16 protein-coding genes are annotated in these 15,123 nt (G+C 46.8%); all 16 read right to left on the minus strand.

The window, feature by feature from the left end; translation table 11 throughout:
• Positions 1-237: 237 nt before the first annotated feature.
• Complete coding sequence (locus tag L4D74_RS08185; protein ID WP_428751647.1) at positions 238-1,461, minus strand: beta-ketoacyl-ACP synthase; 1,224 nt, start codon at positions 1,459-1,461, stop codon at positions 238-240.
• Positions 1,458-2,183, minus strand: coding sequence for a 3-ketoacyl-ACP reductase FabG2 (locus tag L4D74_RS08190; RefSeq protein WP_428751648.1), 726 nt, complete (start codon positions 2,181-2,183; stop codon positions 1,458-1,460). The genes L4D74_RS08185 and L4D74_RS08190 overlap by 4 nt, the downstream gene beginning before the upstream one ends.
• Positions 2,180-2,644, minus strand: coding sequence for a hotdog family protein (locus L4D74_RS08195; RefSeq protein WP_428751649.1), 465 nt, complete (start codon positions 2,642-2,644; stop codon positions 2,180-2,182). Before L4D74_RS08195 ends, L4D74_RS08190 begins: the two co-directional genes overlap by 4 nt.
• Positions 2,637-3,842, minus strand: coding sequence for a beta-ketoacyl-[acyl-carrier-protein] synthase family protein (locus L4D74_RS08200; protein WP_428751650.1), 1,206 nt, complete (start codon positions 3,840-3,842; stop codon positions 2,637-2,639). Before L4D74_RS08200 ends, L4D74_RS08195 begins: the two co-directional genes overlap by 8 nt.
• Before the next feature lie 6 nt (positions 3,843-3,848).
• The gene (locus L4D74_RS08205; protein ID WP_428751651.1) at positions 3,849-4,523 is read right to left on the minus strand and encodes a DUF3261 domain-containing protein; all 675 of its coding nucleotides are present in this window, start codon (positions 4,521-4,523) and stop codon (positions 3,849-3,851) included.
• Positions 4,520-6,892, minus strand: coding sequence for an MMPL family transporter (locus tag L4D74_RS08210; RefSeq protein WP_428751652.1), 2,373 nt, complete (start codon positions 6,890-6,892; stop codon positions 4,520-4,522). The genes L4D74_RS08205 and L4D74_RS08210 overlap by 4 nt, the downstream gene beginning before the upstream one ends.
• Positions 6,864-7,442: an outer membrane lipoprotein carrier protein LolA gene (locus L4D74_RS08215; RefSeq protein WP_428751903.1), complete on the minus strand. Its 579-nt coding sequence runs from the start codon at positions 7,440-7,442 to the stop codon at positions 6,864-6,866. The genes L4D74_RS08210 and L4D74_RS08215 overlap by 29 nt, the downstream gene beginning before the upstream one ends.
• 76 nt (positions 7,443-7,518) lie before the next feature.
• Entirely contained in the window at positions 7,519-7,971 is a 453-nt protein-coding gene (locus L4D74_RS08220; RefSeq protein ID WP_428751653.1) for an acyl-CoA thioesterase, read from the minus strand.
• 71 nt (positions 7,972-8,042) lie between these two features.
• Positions 8,043-9,581: an HAL/PAL/TAL family ammonia-lyase gene (locus L4D74_RS08225; protein WP_428751654.1), complete on the minus strand. Its 1,539-nt coding sequence runs from the start codon at positions 9,579-9,581 to the stop codon at positions 8,043-8,045.
• Positions 9,565-11,328 carry a glycosyltransferase family 2 protein gene (locus L4D74_RS08230; protein WP_428751905.1) on the minus strand — a complete coding sequence of 588 codons (1,764 nt, stop codon included), beginning with the start codon at positions 11,326-11,328 and terminating at the stop codon, positions 9,565-9,567. The genes L4D74_RS08225 and L4D74_RS08230 overlap by 17 nt, the downstream gene beginning before the upstream one ends.
• 28 nt (positions 11,329-11,356) lie before the next feature.
• Entirely contained in the window at positions 11,357-11,725 is a 369-nt protein-coding gene (locus L4D74_RS08235) for an ApeI family dehydratase (protein ID WP_428751655.1), read from the minus strand.
• 55 nt (positions 11,726-11,780) lie between these two features.
• On the minus strand, positions 11,781-13,178 hold the full coding sequence (locus L4D74_RS08240; RefSeq protein ID WP_428751656.1) for an AMP-binding protein: 1,398 nt from the start codon (positions 13,176-13,178) through the stop codon (positions 11,781-11,783).
• Between the two features lie 6 nt (positions 13,179-13,184).
• Positions 13,185-13,742: a COG4648 family protein gene (locus tag L4D74_RS08245; protein ID WP_428751657.1), complete on the minus strand. Its 558-nt coding sequence runs from the start codon at positions 13,740-13,742 to the stop codon at positions 13,185-13,187.
• Positions 13,742-13,999 carry an acyl carrier protein gene (locus L4D74_RS08250; RefSeq protein ID WP_428751658.1) on the minus strand — a complete coding sequence of 86 codons (258 nt, stop codon included), beginning with the start codon at positions 13,997-13,999 and terminating at the stop codon, positions 13,742-13,744. Before L4D74_RS08250 ends, L4D74_RS08245 begins: the two co-directional genes overlap by 1 nt.
• A gap of 22 nt (positions 14,000-14,021) precedes the next feature.
• Entirely contained in the window at positions 14,022-14,291 is a 270-nt protein-coding gene (locus L4D74_RS08255) for a phosphopantetheine-binding protein (RefSeq protein WP_428751659.1), read from the minus strand.
• 10 nt (positions 14,292-14,301) lie between these two features.
• Entirely contained in the window at positions 14,302-15,090 is a 789-nt protein-coding gene (locus L4D74_RS08260; protein WP_428751660.1) for a lysophospholipid acyltransferase family protein, read from the minus strand.
• Positions 15,091-15,123: the final 33 nt, after the last annotated feature.

The following is a 15,123-nucleotide window of genomic DNA, read 5'->3' on the forward strand; positions in this document are numbered from 1 at the left end:
TATACAATAAATGACAGGTGAAATTAGCGTTAATATGCTGACTAGTGAGCTAGGTTAAGTCGCGAAAATACCAATGGCAACTCGTTAATTGCTTTGATGTCAAAGTAAAATTCACGGTGAGGTTAACGTTGAAATATGGTGTTCAGTATCAAAGCATGGATGATGGTATCGTTAGGTACCTACGATAAAACACGTAAACTGGCGTTGAACACCCGTTTACGTGTTTGTGGGTGAGCGTTAGATTTTCTTAAAAATGATTGAAGTGTTAATACCACCAAACGCAAAGTTGTTGCTCATCAGATAGGTGGCATTGAGTTCACGACCTGTGCCTGTGATGTAGTCTAACTTCCCGCATTGTTCGTCGAGCGTATTGAGGTTCAAGGTTGGGTTAAACCAGCCAGTGTGCATCATTTCTAACCCAAGCCATGCTTCAATTGCGCCACAGGCACCTAACGTGTGGCCGAAGTAGCTTTTCAGAGAGCTAATAGGAACCGCGCCAAAGACATTAGCCGTAGCATTACTTTCTGCAATGTCACCACGCTCGGTTGCGGTTCCGTGGGCAGAGACATAATCAATTTTTTCTGGTGATAGGTTGGCGTTTTGTAGTGCCATTTCCATGCATATTTGCATGGTTTCCATCTGTGGTTGCGTCACATGGGCGGCGTCGCAGTTACTGGCAAAGCCAATAATTTCTGCGTAAATCGTCGCGCCACGAGCGACAGCGTGCTCGTATTCTTCTAAAACTAACGTTCCAGCGCCTTCGCCAATGACAAGACCATCGCGGCTTGAATCATAAGGGCTAGGTGTTGATTTCGGCGCGTCATTTTTTAGGCTTGTGGCAAACAAGGTGTCAAAAACGGCGGATTCTGTTGGGCAAAGCTCTTCACCACCCCCTGCGACCATAACGGTTTGATAGCCGTGTTTCACTGCTTCATACGCATAGCCAATCGCTTGACTGCCAGAGGTGCACGCACTACTGGTAGGAATAACGCGTCCTTTAAGCCCGAAAAATAGCCCCACGTTAACGGCAGTGGTGTGCGGCATCATTTGTACATAAGTGGTGGCGGTAATGGCTCGTGTGCTCTTTTCATTGAGCATGACACCAAAGGCACCAATGGCATCGGTACTGCCCGTTGAGGACCCGTAGGCGATCCCCGCTTGGCCGTTAGTGAGTACTTCATTACCCAACAGTCCGGATTGAATTAACGCATTTTCGGTGGCGACAGTCGCCAGCTTAGATACCCGACCCATACCACGAACTTGCTTGCGCTTGTAATGCTTAGGCAATTCAAAGTGGTCAATCGGTGCGGCTAACTTGGTATTTAGCCCATCATATTGCTCATAGGACGGCATATATTGCGTGGCGTTTTCACACGCGCGCAATTTAGGCTCTATTGATGCCCAGTCGTTTCCAAATGCGGTAACGCCCGACATGCCAGTGACAACAACGCGGCGGTTCATACTAAACCTCCATTTACCGAAATAACTTGGCGGGTGACATAGGAAGCGATGTCCGACATAAGGTAGCTAACCAGCCCGGCGACTTCTTCTGGTTCACCCATGCGGCGCAATGGGATCTGTGGCATGGCATGTTCTTTTACATGTTCATCGACCATACCAGTATCAATTAAGCCCGGAGCAACGCAGTTAACGGTGATTTTGCGTTTTGCAAGTTCGAGTGCGAGTGACTTTGTTGCGCCAATGACGCCTGCTTTGGCCGCGCTGTAATTGGTTTGACCGCGATTGCCCATGATGCCAGAAACAGAAGCGAGCGTGACAATTCGGCCGCCTTTGCGTTTTTGCACCATAGGCATCACACACGGGTGAAGCACATTATAGAAACTGTCTAAGTTGGTATGAATAACGCCATCCCATTCTTCTTCTGTCATCGCAGGGAAAGCGGTGTCTCTTGTGATGCCGGCGTTATTCACGACACCGTAGTAGGCACCATGTTGGTCTATATCGGCTTCAAGGCGCTCGCGACATTGCTTGCGGTCACTAATATCAAATTGAATTAATCGGCCTTTGCCGCCGTTTGCTTCAATGGTCGAAAGTGTGTGTTGCGCGCCTTGTTCGTCCCCCATGTAATGCACGGCGATGGTAAACCCATCACTGGCAAGTTGGATGGCAATCGCTTGACCGATACCTTTACTGGCACCGGTGACTAATACTTGTCGGCTCATTGGGGTTTCCTATTTTTCATTTCTTTTAATTTCTGTTCTGACGGCACATAAACATTGAGTTGGCATGACGCGATTTGTTCGCCATTCAACTCAAGGCGAGCTGAAAATACTGCCATGCCACTGTCTTCGATCACCTTTTCTGCATGGATATCTAGCGTTTGACCTTGTTTAAAATGCTCATAGTCGACTTGATATCGTCGGCTTCCTAATAGAAAACCGATAGGTGGGGTTTCCCCTTTGCTCTTGGCATGAAAACCAGACCACGCAGCGACTGATTGAGCCATAAATTCTATGCCTACATACGCTGGCGTTGTTTGAGTCGCGGGATCAAAAAACAAATGATGATCGCCAATATCGACTTGGCAGTGAACGGACTCGTCTTGAACATCGATAACACGATCCACTAAAATCATCGGCGCATCGTGGGGGAGGAGTTGCTCAATTGGGGGGAGGCTAGTCATGGCATACTCCAAAAATTAGACTGACATTGTTGCCACCAAAGGCGAAAGAGTTACTCAAAATAGCTTTACCATTTAGCTTGATATCGGTTTCTACTAAATCCACATCAATATCCTCTGCTTTGTGTTGGCACTGTTGTTTGGGCAACGACAAATCATATTTCAGCATGTGCCAAGCAATCGCAGCTTCTGTTGCACTTGCTGCTCCCAGAGTATGCCCCGTCAACGGTTTGGTAGAGCTTACCGGTACCGACTGACCGAAGATGCGAGTAATCGCTTTGCTTTCCATGCTGTCATTAAGTGGTGTCGCGGTGCCATGCGCATTGATGTAGCCAATATCGTTGGGTTGCAATTGCGCGTCTGAGAGTGATTTTAGCATGGCCTGCTCAGCGCCGTCTCCCTCAGGGTGAGGGGCGGAAATATGATGAGCATCAGAACTGTCGCCAGCCCCCAACAAAGCAATAGCAGGTTCACGTGTGGTGGGGCGCTCTTTAGACAGCAGCATAAAGGCGGCGGATTCACCAATGTTGATGCCATTACGGTTTTCATCAAACGGGCAGCATAAGGTGCTAGAGAGCGCCTCTAAGCTATTAAAACCGTTGAGTGTTAGCGCGCAAAGGGTATCGACGCCACCGACAATAACGGCGTCAACCAGTCCTGATTTTAATAGCCGCTTAGCACTGATAAACACCCGTCCGCTTGAAGAACACGCAGTAGAAATAGAATAACATGGGCCGGTGAGGTCAAAATAGTGAGCGATAAAGTCACTGCCGTTTCCAAGCTCTTGTTTACGATAGTGGTAATCACGAGGAAAGTCGCCAGTTGATAATTTTTCTGCGTAGCCTGCTTCACCATCAGAGATACCGGATGTACTGGTGCCGACAATGACTGCGACTCTCTCTGAGCCATAGCGTGTTATTGCCGCGCGTACGCTCGTCTCGATTTGCTGTAAGGCAGAAAGGGCAAGGCGATTATTTCTTGAGTCAAACTGAAGCAAATGTGAGGGAAGCGCAGGCAGCGCTTCTTTTACACGGCCGACAACAGTCGACTTTCCACTGTTTAGCAAATTTTCCGCCGGTTCCATATGAGGGCAGTGACCCTGTGACAAGCCTTGTTGCACACTGAGTGGTGTGTTGCCGAGTGCAGAGTGAAATCCGCAGTCATGGATAAATATCGGAGTTGAGGGATTAGTTCGCTTCATGCTTATTTATTGTTCGTTGTCGTTGAGTTGAAAATTGAGCGTTTGGATTACGATAGAGTACCCCAGTTGCTGGTGTTCAAAATAAATTTTACCTTGCAGAGGATCATGGCTCTCGTAACGAATGTTGATGACGGTTGTGCCTGTTTCATCAATGAGTTGGCGCTGATTTTTCGAGTCGATGATACGCCACTCTATCGCTTTTAATGGGGCTTCCCAAGCACTTTGCGGCCAGAGCGTTACCATCAAATTAAATAAGATCTGTTCTGGCTCTGGCAAGGTATTTTCCAGTCCGCTGAGCACGTTCGCTTGAATGTCATCATCTTGGTAGGTAAGTGACATAATCCGCGTTCCCCAAGATGAGAACCCAGCTAATACCAGTTGGTTTTTATCGACTTGCAGCTGCACTGGAAGCTGGGAAGACTCCTCTCCTTTTTCACTATGCCAAGTCGCGCTAATTAACTGGCTTGCTGAGAGTTGATAACCCAGTTCTGCCGGTGTCGGTAGAGTGACACGAGTACCGGGTTTTAGTTGTACTTGCGTCGAAGCGTTTTGAGGCGTTAGCGCACAACCCGTGATACTAGAAAGGGTGAGTAACAGCACGAACCCGCGCCAAAAGCGCCGCCTGAGGTTGTGCGTTAGTGTGGTTATCCAGCCCAAAGGAGAAAATATGCTTAGTGTCATTGAGGCTCCTTGTCATCATTGATGGCGAGCGGGGACAGCAACCAAGCAACGAAGATACCCGTGAGAACGGTAATACCAAAACTGTGAATGGCGTGTGTATCACTTAGCGACAATAAACCAAACGACAACAGTGTGGTGATGGCAGATAAAGTGATAGCAAGTAACGTGCTATGGCAGCGCTGCTGTTCTGCAAAAAACAGGGTGTAATCAATGCCAATGCCGATAATTAACACCAAGGCTAACAGGTTAAATAAGTTTAATTCGCTGCCTGTTGCAACAGTCACCGCCAGTCCTGCAAGACAAGCGATGAGTGATGGCAGTAGGATGCGAATACTACGTTTAACACCATATCGCCAAACCAAAACCAGAGCAATTGCTAGGGTTGCCAGGGCAAGGAGCTCCATGATTTTTATGCGGTATTGCCCAAATAACACCGACACTTCTTCTGCTTTATTGAGATAGGTGATGTGATGATTTTGTTGTGCGAGTGCTTTAATAGCATCAGCATTAGAGACATCTTTAAGTAAAACAACCGAGGCCATTTGTCCGTCGATATCACCTAGATATAAAAATCGTAAAGGCTCCGACACAGGATGCTGAAGGTAGTCGCGTAAGGTGATGAGCTCTGGCTGTTCGACTATGTTAGGCACGCGCGCAAGATGCAACGATTTAGCCAGTGTTTCGGCTTGAGCGCTGTAGAGCGATTGAATGAGCGCAAAGTCCTCGGCCTGCCTTTGTTGGGAAGGGAGGTAACGGTGTAAGCTTTGATAGCCGCTAATCACTTGTGATTGTTGCCATTCGTTGAGTGGCGTTTCTATGGATTCTAACGATTGCAGCAGTGATTCGTTATCGTCGGCAGTTACCACTAACATTTGTTGCGATGACTGCATTCCCGTTAACGTCGCGATGAGCGTTTCTTGCTGCTTTAGGGTTTGGGGCATGGCTTGCAGCTGATGAATGTCATCGTTGTAGCGTACTTGCGTCATCATCAGTGCACTAAGTGCGAGTGTTGCGAAGGGTATGCCCCATGACACCGCGCGATTTTGCCAGCAAGAGAGCCATTTTTGGCTCAACGCCTTGCCCGGCAGTTTGCGGGGTTTGCTTGGCGACTTTGCTAAAATAGGATACCAAGCCACCACCGTGATGTAGGCAGAGATAAGTCCTATTGCCGAAAATAGAGCCAGCTGTTGTAAACCGGGGAATGGGGCGATAAGTAAACCTAAGTAGCCAATCAAGCTAGTGGCAAGACCGAGGGTGATGGCAATGAATATGTGTTTTAGCCCTTTGAGGCTATCCCATTTGTTTCCCGCCGCTAAGCGATCTGTGAGGAAATGAAAGGCGTAGTCGATAGACACGCCAATTAAGCTTGCGCCGAACACCAAACTAAATAAGTGTATTCGTCCAAAAATGAAGGTTGTGACTGCCATTGCAACGACAAGCCCCATTGATACCGACAGTAAGGCCAACGCCAATGGAGTGAGGCTGCGAAACACCAAACCAATGAGCAAAACCACCCCTAATAATGAGAACACACCGATGGTACTGATCTCAGATTTCGCACTTCGCGTACCAAAATCGGCATAAAAAAGCACCCCAGTATGAGCAATTTCTACATCGTAATGTTGCGCGATGTCTTGCTGCCATTGTTCGATAAGTGGCACCACGTGTTGTGCCTGCATGCTGTAGGGGGAATCGTTGAGTTCAGCGGTAATCAGCAGGTACGTTTTGTCTTGGTATTGCGTTGATAAGTAACCTTGCGTTAAGACAAAGGAAGAGGACGAATGACTGATTTGACTTAAATAATCTCGAAACAGCAAAAAGGGGTCGTTTTCTAACTCTTGTCCTGTCACACCAGAGAATGGATTGTACACGGCCTGAATAACGCGTTGTGTTTGCGCGCTAGGGTTGTGTTCTAGTCGCTCTCGCTGAGTGTTTGTCAGCTGTTGCCAACGGTGTTGAAAGTAATATTTCGCCCATTGCTGTTGCTGATTGTCATCTATTCTCGCCGTCACAGTGGCAAAGTACTGGCTCTGTTGAAGTTGGTCGGCAAAGGTTTCAGCCGCTTGATATAGTGCTGCGCTATCCGCCGACGAATTTTTTTCCGAGAGAACAAAAACGACCTTGTCACTCATGCTGGTCGTGACTTTGTTAAAGGCACTTTCAGCAACTGGGTTTTGTTCATTAACAGGGAGTAATTTTAGAATGTCGGTTTCTATGGGCGACACGGTGCTAAACGCCCACTGTTTAATAAGTAGAGCGATAGCGAATAGAACCACGCCAAACCACAATAGAGCCAGTTGATAGGCTCGTGCTTGTGTGAAGCTGAAGCGACTCGCTTGGCTAAAATTGGAACTGGGCTTGCTCGGCATCCGTTAGGCTCTTTGGTTGATAACGTTGATGACTAAAAATAATGTTGGTTTTATCGCCGCGAATTTCTTGCAGTGTGAGTTGTTCCAGTTCGTCTTTGCCGCGGATTGAAATGGTGTCAAAGACAGAATTGAGTGGCGCAGCACGTGGCGTCAACACGAGTGACCAATGTCCTTTAGTCGCGGTGAAGTTCATTTCAAATTGTTGTTCTAGTTGTTGGGTGTCACCGTGAAACACCGCCAAGAATATATGGCTAAAATAGAACGCCATTGGGTTGTCTTTTGCGGTAATGACTTGTGCTGGTTGATCGGCAAAAGTCTGGCGAAGTTTATCTTTTGTCAGGACAAGCTGGACAGGAAATGGCGATTGCTGACGCCATAATAAGCCATTGGTTTTATCGAGCGTGAACTGCCCTGATGAGATCAGGGGCTGTTCAAACATTTCGATATGACGCTGTTGTTCAAAGTCACCTCGTACCAGCGAATGCTTGGCAAGCTGTTGTTGCAAATCGGCTAGGTTATCGACTTGTGCCAACGACAAAGGGGAAAACATCAGCAGCACGGCCAAAATGGCATGTTTGCGTATGAATGCCTTTGCCAGCGATGGCTGGCGAAATGGTGAGAGTAGGTTAAGCCTCATGTGCTAGGTGTCCATGTTGATGCCAATAGTCGACTTTTTCGATAAAGACGCGAGGCGACGCAAAGCACATCTCTTCGGTATCAATCGAAACGGCGACTTGAGTCGTGTGTGCTTTACACATTCTAGCCCCACTGTTGGCGTCATAGATGACGTAGTCTATACGCAGACGGTTTTCCCACTCGGTGAGTTTTGCCGTCACACGAATAGCGTGATTAAACGGAATGGCCTTAACATACTTCACTCGGGTATCAATGATGGGCCAAGCAAACCCGGACGCTTGCATCGCGCGATAATCGTAATCAATATTATCCATCAACACTCGGCGCGCTTCTTCGAAAAAACGGAAAAAGTTACCGTGATAGATGACGCCCATGGGATCCGCATCTTGAAAAGAAGTAATCATGCTCACTTCTGATGTGAGCGGATGTAGGATGTCAGTCATAGCGCTTCCTAATACTGTATAAACTGATGAGCTAAATTAAACAATGATTTAGCTAAACGAAATCATTGAAATTAATAGAGTGACCAATGACGCTGTTGAATTCGGCTCATGAAATGACGTAAATCCGCTTCCAATGGGCGGTCTTCATTCACCATTTCAAATTCACTTAAGATCGAATCACGAATCGCTTTCAAGTTATCGCTCATATGGTGCTCGTCGAGTTCATTGTGGCGCTTGCGAAGTTCTATCGCTTGCGTTCCTGCCAGTAGTGAGGCTGCGGCGACTTGCTCGGTTAATTCCAGTACACGTAAACAGTCACGCGCGGCAATGGTACCCATGCTCACTTTGTCTTGGTTGTGGCATTCGGTCGAGCGTGAAAATACGCTGGCTGGCATGGTGTGCTTTAGGGCTTCAGCCGTCCATGCCGAGATACCGATTTGTACCGCTTTAAAACCATGGTTGATTGGCTTACGATCGCCTTCTGCCCCCGTTAAGTTATACGGTAAGCCATTGTTGAACTTGTAATCCATCAACTGCGCCATTTGACGATCCAATAGATCAGCGAGATTCGCCACACCTGTTTTTAGTGTATCCATTGCCATGGCAATGTGGCCGCCGTAGAAGTGTCCACCGTGCAAGACACGCTCATTATCACCATCAATTATCGGATTATCGTTGGCGCTGTTAAGTTCGTTTTCAATGAGTTGACGAAGCCAAGGCAGAGAGTCTTGTACCACACCGATGACATGGGGCGCGCAGCGTAGTGAGTAACGATCTTGTAGTCGGTCGCTATTACGAGGAGGTCTTTCTGCTTGTAAATCATCACGTAGCCATGCGGCAATTTGTTGTTGGCCTGGGTGAGGTTTGACTGCAAATAAAGCTTCATCAAAGTGGAAGTCGTTACCGTGAATACCAACCGATACCATCGCCGTGATTTTGGTGCACAACTGAGCTAAATATTCTGCACGTTTATAGGCTAAACAGGCCAGAGCCGTCATCACTGATGTGCCATTCATTAATGCCAGCCCTTCTTTAGGCTTAAGCGTAATCGGCTTGATATTGAGTTCTTTAAATACATCTTGCGTCGCGCGAATTTCACCTTTGTATAAGACTTCACGTTCACCAATCAGTGTCGCAGCAAGATAGGACAAAGGGGTCAAGTCACCACTGGCTCCCACCGAGCCTTCTTGTGGAATTCTTGGTGCGATATCGTGATTAATGAGGGTGGTAATTTGATTGAGTAAGTCATGGGTGACGCCAGACATACCTTGAGACAAGGAACATAGGCGCGTTGCTAATACGGCGCGCGATTGCTCGTGGGTGAGAATGTCACCGAGCCCGCAGCCGTGAAAGCGTGTGAGATGCAAAGGCAGTTCATCAACAAGATGAGGCGGAATGGCGACAGTGCAGGAGTCACCATATCCGGTGGTGACACCGTAGATAACACCCTCTTCTTTTAATAAGCGCTCCAAAAACGCCACGCTGCGATCGATTTTGGCGACATACTCTGGAGAGCGATTCATGCTGGCTTGTGCACCTGCAGAAATGGCTACGACATCTTCAATAGAGAGGCGCTCTGCACCAAAAATAATATTATTGCTCTTCGTCATTTTGCTTACTTAACGTCCAAAAGTTGAAAAAGTTATACCACTGTAGCGGCGCTTGTAAGGCGTAATGCTCTAAGCGATTCGCGTAATTTTGTACGACCTGCTCCAATGCGGCTTGTCGAGTACGGCGTGGCAAGGCTATTTTGTCACTAAAGTGCTCAAAATAGACATTAAAATGGGGGCTTCTTCGGCTATCATCGCGAAAGCCAAAGATCAAATAAACAGGCGCCTTAAGCACGGAGGCTAACATGAATGGCCCTTGTGGAAACGGTGCTGGCTTGTCGAGAAAGTTAGCCCAGATACAGCGCTGCTCTTTGCTGGTAGAAGTACGATCACCCACAATGACGACCCATTCACCTTGTTCGATTTTTTGCTGCAGTAAAATCGCCGTATCGGGCCCCATATGACTCACTTGAATGAGGTTTAAATCTGAGTTGGGATTGATGGTCTTCATGACAGAGTTAAAACGTTCAGCGTGCTCAGTAAACACCAACGCATTAATTTTGATATGGCTGTAGCGACGGCTAAGTGCTCGGCATAGCTCAATATTGCCGAGATGCGATCCGAGCAGTAGTACGCCTTGTTTATTGTCTATGAGTGGCTGGAATTGTTCTTGCCCGTGAATCGTCAAGTTATCGAGAGAAAAATCGCCTTTCCAGGCGGCAAGCTTGTCTAACATGGTATGACCAAAAGACAATAAGTGTTGCTGGCTGGTTAGATTGCCTGGCAGAGTGGCATTATGACGCTTTGCAAAACGGGTTAGCAGCTGAAGGTATTGCTCAGATGCATCGCGCGCACGATGATTAGTGAGGTGGTAGTAACGAATAACAAGCGGCAAGATGAGATTGAACGCTTGGCGCCCTAATACTTTGTAGATCCATAATAAAGTTTTTATACCCAGTATGGTTCCACGCTCTTTTTGTTTCGACCAATGAGGTGGCGTGGCTGGTGCGTTGCTTGCGCTGTGAGATGTGACTGCCGCAGGGTCAGTCTTTTTAAAGTGGCGAGCGATGAGCTTGGGAATACGCGGCAACATACCGAAAAATAGCTTGGTGTGCATCTTGCTAATTTTGACGTTGTCCCAAAGCGCATCAAAATGAGAAATACCGCCTTCAGGGTACATGACGCGAGTGTCGATAAATTGAATGTCGCAGCCTTCCCAGTACATGCGAACTAGAACTTCAATATCGAAGTCCATTCGGCTGCCAATGCGATACTTATCAAGCACCTTGACGGTTTGCTTGACAGGGTAGGCTCTAAAACCGCACATACTATCTTTGATATCGAACGATAGAGTCTCTACCCACACCCAAAAGTGAGTGACATAACGGCCGTATAGACGAGATTTAGGCACGCTACTGTCGTAAACGGGTCGTCCGGATATAAGCTTGTTCGGTTGTGTTTGCGACGCATCAAGCAAAGAAGGTAGTGATTCAAGATCGTGTTGACCGTCAGAGTCTATTTGGATGACGTGACTAAAGCCCCAAACCTTGGCTTGACGAATGCCAGCCATGACAGCCCCGCCTTTACCCTGATTAACTTCAAGGGTAATCAGGTGTACATGTTCGAGTTTAGCGACATGGGCCAACGCTTCTTTTGTTGCCTGATTACTGCCATCATCTACCAGTAAAATAGGGTAGCTAAATGGCTTCAATGAAGCGATGACATCTGCGATGGTATCGCCATGATTGAAACAGGGGATAAGAAAGCAGGGGGTGTAATCATGGTTTATTGGTTTGCTATCACTCATGCGGTCTGCGGGTTCTCTTTCTAGCGTGTTAGTCACAAGGTGTGCCTAGCTTCATTTTTCCTGAAGAGTGTACGGTAGTGTGTTCGTCCGAAACTGAGCTGTATTTGAATGCTAACTTTTGCGTCTCTGCATTCCAATTCAGTGTCAGTGTGATAATCGCATCAGGCAATATGGGCTCTTGAAATTTGATCACTTCCATCCCTTTGAATGCACTTGGTACCTGAAGTAACTTGATAGCGTAGTAAAGCGCCCAATCTATTTGCGTAACTCCCGGTAGCAAAGGGAAATGAGTAAAGTGACCGCAAAAGTCTAGAATATCAGCATCGACTTGTAGGCTTAGCGTAGCACTAGGCGATTGTACATCAGATTGTAAAACGGTCGGTTTTCTTTTTGTCATGGTCGTGTCGGTATCGGTCGCGTGAATGTAAAGGGTCTAGGCGCTTGGGAGCAGTTTAGTGCGCTTCGTTGAATAACGACTCCAGCTCTGAAACCTGGCGTTTTCCTTGGCTATTTAAAGGGATATCTTGGATCACTCTAAAGCGACGTGGAATGGCAATGGGCTCCACCCATTGCCTTAGCTCAGAACGTAGTAGTAACCAAAACTTGCCTTTACCGATACTTTCAAGCTCACTTTGTCCAGCTTTTGTTAGCACGATAGCGGCATTAAGAGATAGCCGTTGTTCATTCTGGGTAGAGAATACCGCACTTTCGTAAATCCAGTCGAGTTGATCTAACCGCTTCTCTATTTCGACTAATGAAATTCGTTTTTCTTCTATCTTTATTATACGGTCAGTTCGCCCTTTTAGTTCAAACAGTCCATCATTGTGCAAGACGCAGGCATCAGCGGTTTGGTACCAATTTTCAGGATCGATATGTGGGGACTGTAATCGTAGGCAGCCTTCTTGGTTGAGTTCGGCTTTGACTCCGGGAAGCAGTTTCCAATACTCACCGTCATGGTGCTGCTGCTTAAACGCAATTCCCCCAGTTTCGGTACTGCCATAGACTTCAATTGGCAACTGCGAAAAAAGGGTGTGTGCCTGTTGTGCGGCTTGATATGGCAAAGGACCACCGGAAGAGAACAGCGCGCGATAGGTTGCCAAGGATGTTTGTGTGGTAAGGCGTTTAAGTAATGCAGGGCTGCTAATTAATACACAGTCAGCTGACGCGTGGCTTATGACTTGTTCCGGGTATTCTAGATTTTGGCAGGCAAAGGCTCGTCCACTGCACAAAGGCCAAAGCACACGAAATAGTAAACCATAGATATGTTGATGAGAGACGGTGCTTTCAATAACACTGTTTTTCAAATCCGCCCCCCAAACTGACTCTAAGATGGCGATTTCGGTGTTTATGTGGTGCAGCGTTTTGACTATTGCTTTCGGCGTACCACTAGACCCAGAGGTAAATAACACTACATCGATATTGCTGAGCTCAAGAGTATCAAAGGTCTTGATTGCGCCGTGTTGACTGTCAACGCGAATGGATTGACATGGACGACCTGGGATCGGTTCTACACCGTTGTCGTGCAGTAATAGGTCAAATTGGCAAGCAAGCTCAGCAAGCGCTGCTGGTTGGTAATTTCCCGGTAAGACCAGAGATTTTCCACTATGACAGATGGCGAGTAATCCGACTGTAAAGTGATAGCTATCTTGCGTGCATAGAGCAATGCGCTGACCTGGAAAAGTTGAGATATCGTTAAGGGTTGCGCTGACGTCGTGCAGCAGTTGTTGCCATGTCCAGTTATGCGTGCCATCAAATGCGACGACATGATGTTTATCACGCGCGGTACTGACTAGGTGTGCAAGAGACAGAAATTGAGCTGAAGCGATGTTCGCTTGAGTGTGGGACGACATAATAGATTAATCCTCGCGAACAAACTGTCTAATGATCCACTCGCCTGCAAATAAGCAACCAGCAGCAAGATAGCTGAGTAAGCCGTTGTAAAGTGTCCAAACTTCAAGTGTTTGAAAGCAGGTATAAAGGGCGATTCCAGCATTAACAATAAAGAAGCCGCACCACACCTTCGTCACATTGCGAGTATAGCGGATAGCGCTGTTGGGCAGTATGGGTTGCTGGAGGCGAGCAAATCGTTCGATGATCGATTGTGGTTGAGTGAGACTGAGTGCAAAGACGGTGAGCATACAAAGGTTGACAACCACAGGATAGAAGGTAAGCCATCCATGTTGTTTAAAAACAGCGCCAAGTACACTTAAAGTGATACCCGTTAGACCGCTTATCCAAGCGAGCTGTTTGAATTCTTTAAGCTTGGTATTATTGCTAGAAAAGATTCTTATCACAAAGACAGTGATAAGAATCAGACTAATGGCTTGCAGACCAAATTGTTCTGCGCCGAAATAGACGGCAAAAGGGTACGCAAAAATAACGATTGCGGACAGTATGGTCAGCAATGGGCGCATTAGTTTTCTTTCAATAGCTCGGTGACAGAGACAACCACATCATTGACGGTACGAACGGCTTTAAATTCTTCAGGTTTGATCTTTTTACCGGTTACTTTTTGCAGATGTACCACAAGATCAACGGCGTCAATGCTGTCTAAATCTAGGTCTTGATAAAGGTGAGCGTCTGGCTGAATATCGGCTTCGTCAATCTCAAAGAGTTCAACGAGCGCTGATTTTACTTGCTCAAATACTTGTTGTTGGTTTAGTTCTGTCATGATGTTATCTGCTAATTAGTGGCTAGTTTGAGACGAAATTAGTCTGAGATGAAATATAGTTAGCTAAGTTTGCAACAGATGCAAAATGCTCACGGGTATTCGTATCATCGGCATCAATGACGATATTGAAGGTTTTCTTAATTGCCAAGCCAAGTTCCAATGCGTCAATAGAGTCAAGCCCTAGACCTTCACCGAAAAGTGGCGCATCGGTTTCGATGTCGTCGACGGTGATGTCTTCTAAATTTAGAGCATCAATAATTAGTTGTTTGATTTGATTTTGTAGTGCTTCCACAGGATCTTACTCATCGTTGTTCATTTTTGGGAAAAAGAGCTTCAGCCAAATAACGGTTCAGTTTTCTTGCGGCTAAAGTGGGGGAGTTCGTTTGCTCGATAAACGGCTCTACCTCAATCTTACCTTTTATTTCGACATGGAAAAAGGGTTTGATCTTTGGGACTTGGTACCACATCTTTTCTTTGGTTAAAAAACTGGGGGTGACCGAGATATGAACTACACGTAAATCTCGTTGCGTTCGAATGGCAATTTGCGCTGCACCGCGCTGCAATTTGGGGTCAAGACCGGGGGTAGTGCGTGTGCCTTCAGGGAATACCAGCAGTACGTTTCCTTGGTCAAACCGTTGCTCACATATTGATATAACATCATCGGGAGCTTCATTGGGAATATAGCCTGCAGCACGCACAATATGCTTCATAAAAGGGTTACGCCAAATCGCGCTTTTCACTAAACAATCACATTGTTTCAGTTGCGACGCAATTAACACGTAGTCAATCAGGCTTGGGTGATTAGCGACAATAAGGCAATTACGATCGTGCTGTAAATGTTCTGCGCCCGTTATTTCGTAGTCAATGGCGCCAGTGAACTTCATGAGACGGCAAAAAATATGAAACGAGCATTGTATCAGCCTTTGGACACGATACTCCGTTATTGTCGGGTCTGGCGTGACTCGGCTAATAACAGGAATGAGGATAAAACTGAGAACAAGCCCACCAACACCAAAGACACTAAAGCAAAATCCGGTAGCGAAAATACGCCATAGCTGATTTGTTTTTAGATAAAGCGAGTTGACGGCCATTGTCTATGGTGATCCTTGTTACGGTTGATATGG

Origin of the sequence: Vibrio cionasavignyae, from assembly GCF_050337155.1 — a bacterium.
Classification (GTDB): domain Bacteria; phylum Pseudomonadota; class Gammaproteobacteria; order Enterobacterales; family Vibrionaceae; genus Vibrio; species Vibrio nomapromontoriensis.

Excerpts from the sequence above, each read along its gene's own strand:
- L4D74_RS08235 (WP_428751655.1), bottom strand. The coding sequence starts at position 11,725 with ATGACAAAAAGAAAACCGACCGTTTTACAATCTGATGTACAATCGCCT.
- L4D74_RS08240 (WP_428751656.1), bottom strand. The coding sequence starts at position 13,178 with ATGTCGTCCCACACTCAAGCGAACATCGCTTCAGCTCAATTTCTGTCT.
- L4D74_RS08200 (WP_428751650.1), bottom strand. The coding sequence starts at position 3,842 with ATGAAGCGAACTAATCCCTCAACTCCGATATTTATCCATGACTGCGGA.
- L4D74_RS08190 (WP_428751648.1), bottom strand. The coding sequence starts at position 2,183 with ATGAGCCGACAAGTATTAGTCACCGGTGCCAGTAAAGGTATCGGTCAA.
- L4D74_RS08230 (WP_428751905.1), bottom strand. The coding sequence starts at position 11,328 with ATGAGTGATAGCAAACCAATAAACCATGATTACACCCCCTGCTTTCTT.
- L4D74_RS08250 (WP_428751658.1), bottom strand. The coding sequence starts at position 13,999 with ATGACAGAACTAAACCAACAACAAGTATTTGAGCAAGTAAAATCAGCG.
- L4D74_RS08260 (WP_428751660.1), bottom strand. The coding sequence starts at position 15,090 with ATGGCCGTCAACTCGCTTTATCTAAAAACAAATCAGCTATGGCGTATT.
- L4D74_RS08215 (WP_428751903.1), bottom strand. The coding sequence starts at position 7,442 with ATGTTTTCCCCTTTGTCGTTGGCACAAGTCGATAACCTAGCCGATTTG.
- L4D74_RS08195 (WP_428751649.1), bottom strand. The coding sequence starts at position 2,644 with ATGACTAGCCTCCCCCCAATTGAGCAACTCCTCCCCCACGATGCGCCG.
- L4D74_RS08210 (WP_428751652.1), bottom strand. The coding sequence starts at position 6,892 with ATGCCGAGCAAGCCCAGTTCCAATTTTAGCCAAGCGAGTCGCTTCAGC.
- L4D74_RS08245 (WP_428751657.1), bottom strand. The coding sequence starts at position 13,742 with ATGCGCCCATTGCTGACCATACTGTCCGCAATCGTTATTTTTGCGTAC.
- L4D74_RS08225 (WP_428751654.1), bottom strand. The coding sequence starts at position 9,581 with ATGACGAAGAGCAATAATATTATTTTTGGTGCAGAGCGCCTCTCTATT.
- L4D74_RS08220 (WP_428751653.1), bottom strand. The coding sequence starts at position 7,971 with ATGACTGACATCCTACATCCGCTCACATCAGAAGTGAGCATGATTACT.
- L4D74_RS08205 (WP_428751651.1), bottom strand. The coding sequence starts at position 4,523 with ATGACACTAAGCATATTTTCTCCTTTGGGCTGGATAACCACACTAACG.
- L4D74_RS08185 (WP_428751647.1), bottom strand. The coding sequence starts at position 1,461 with ATGAACCGCCGCGTTGTTGTCACTGGCATGTCGGGCGTTACCGCATTT.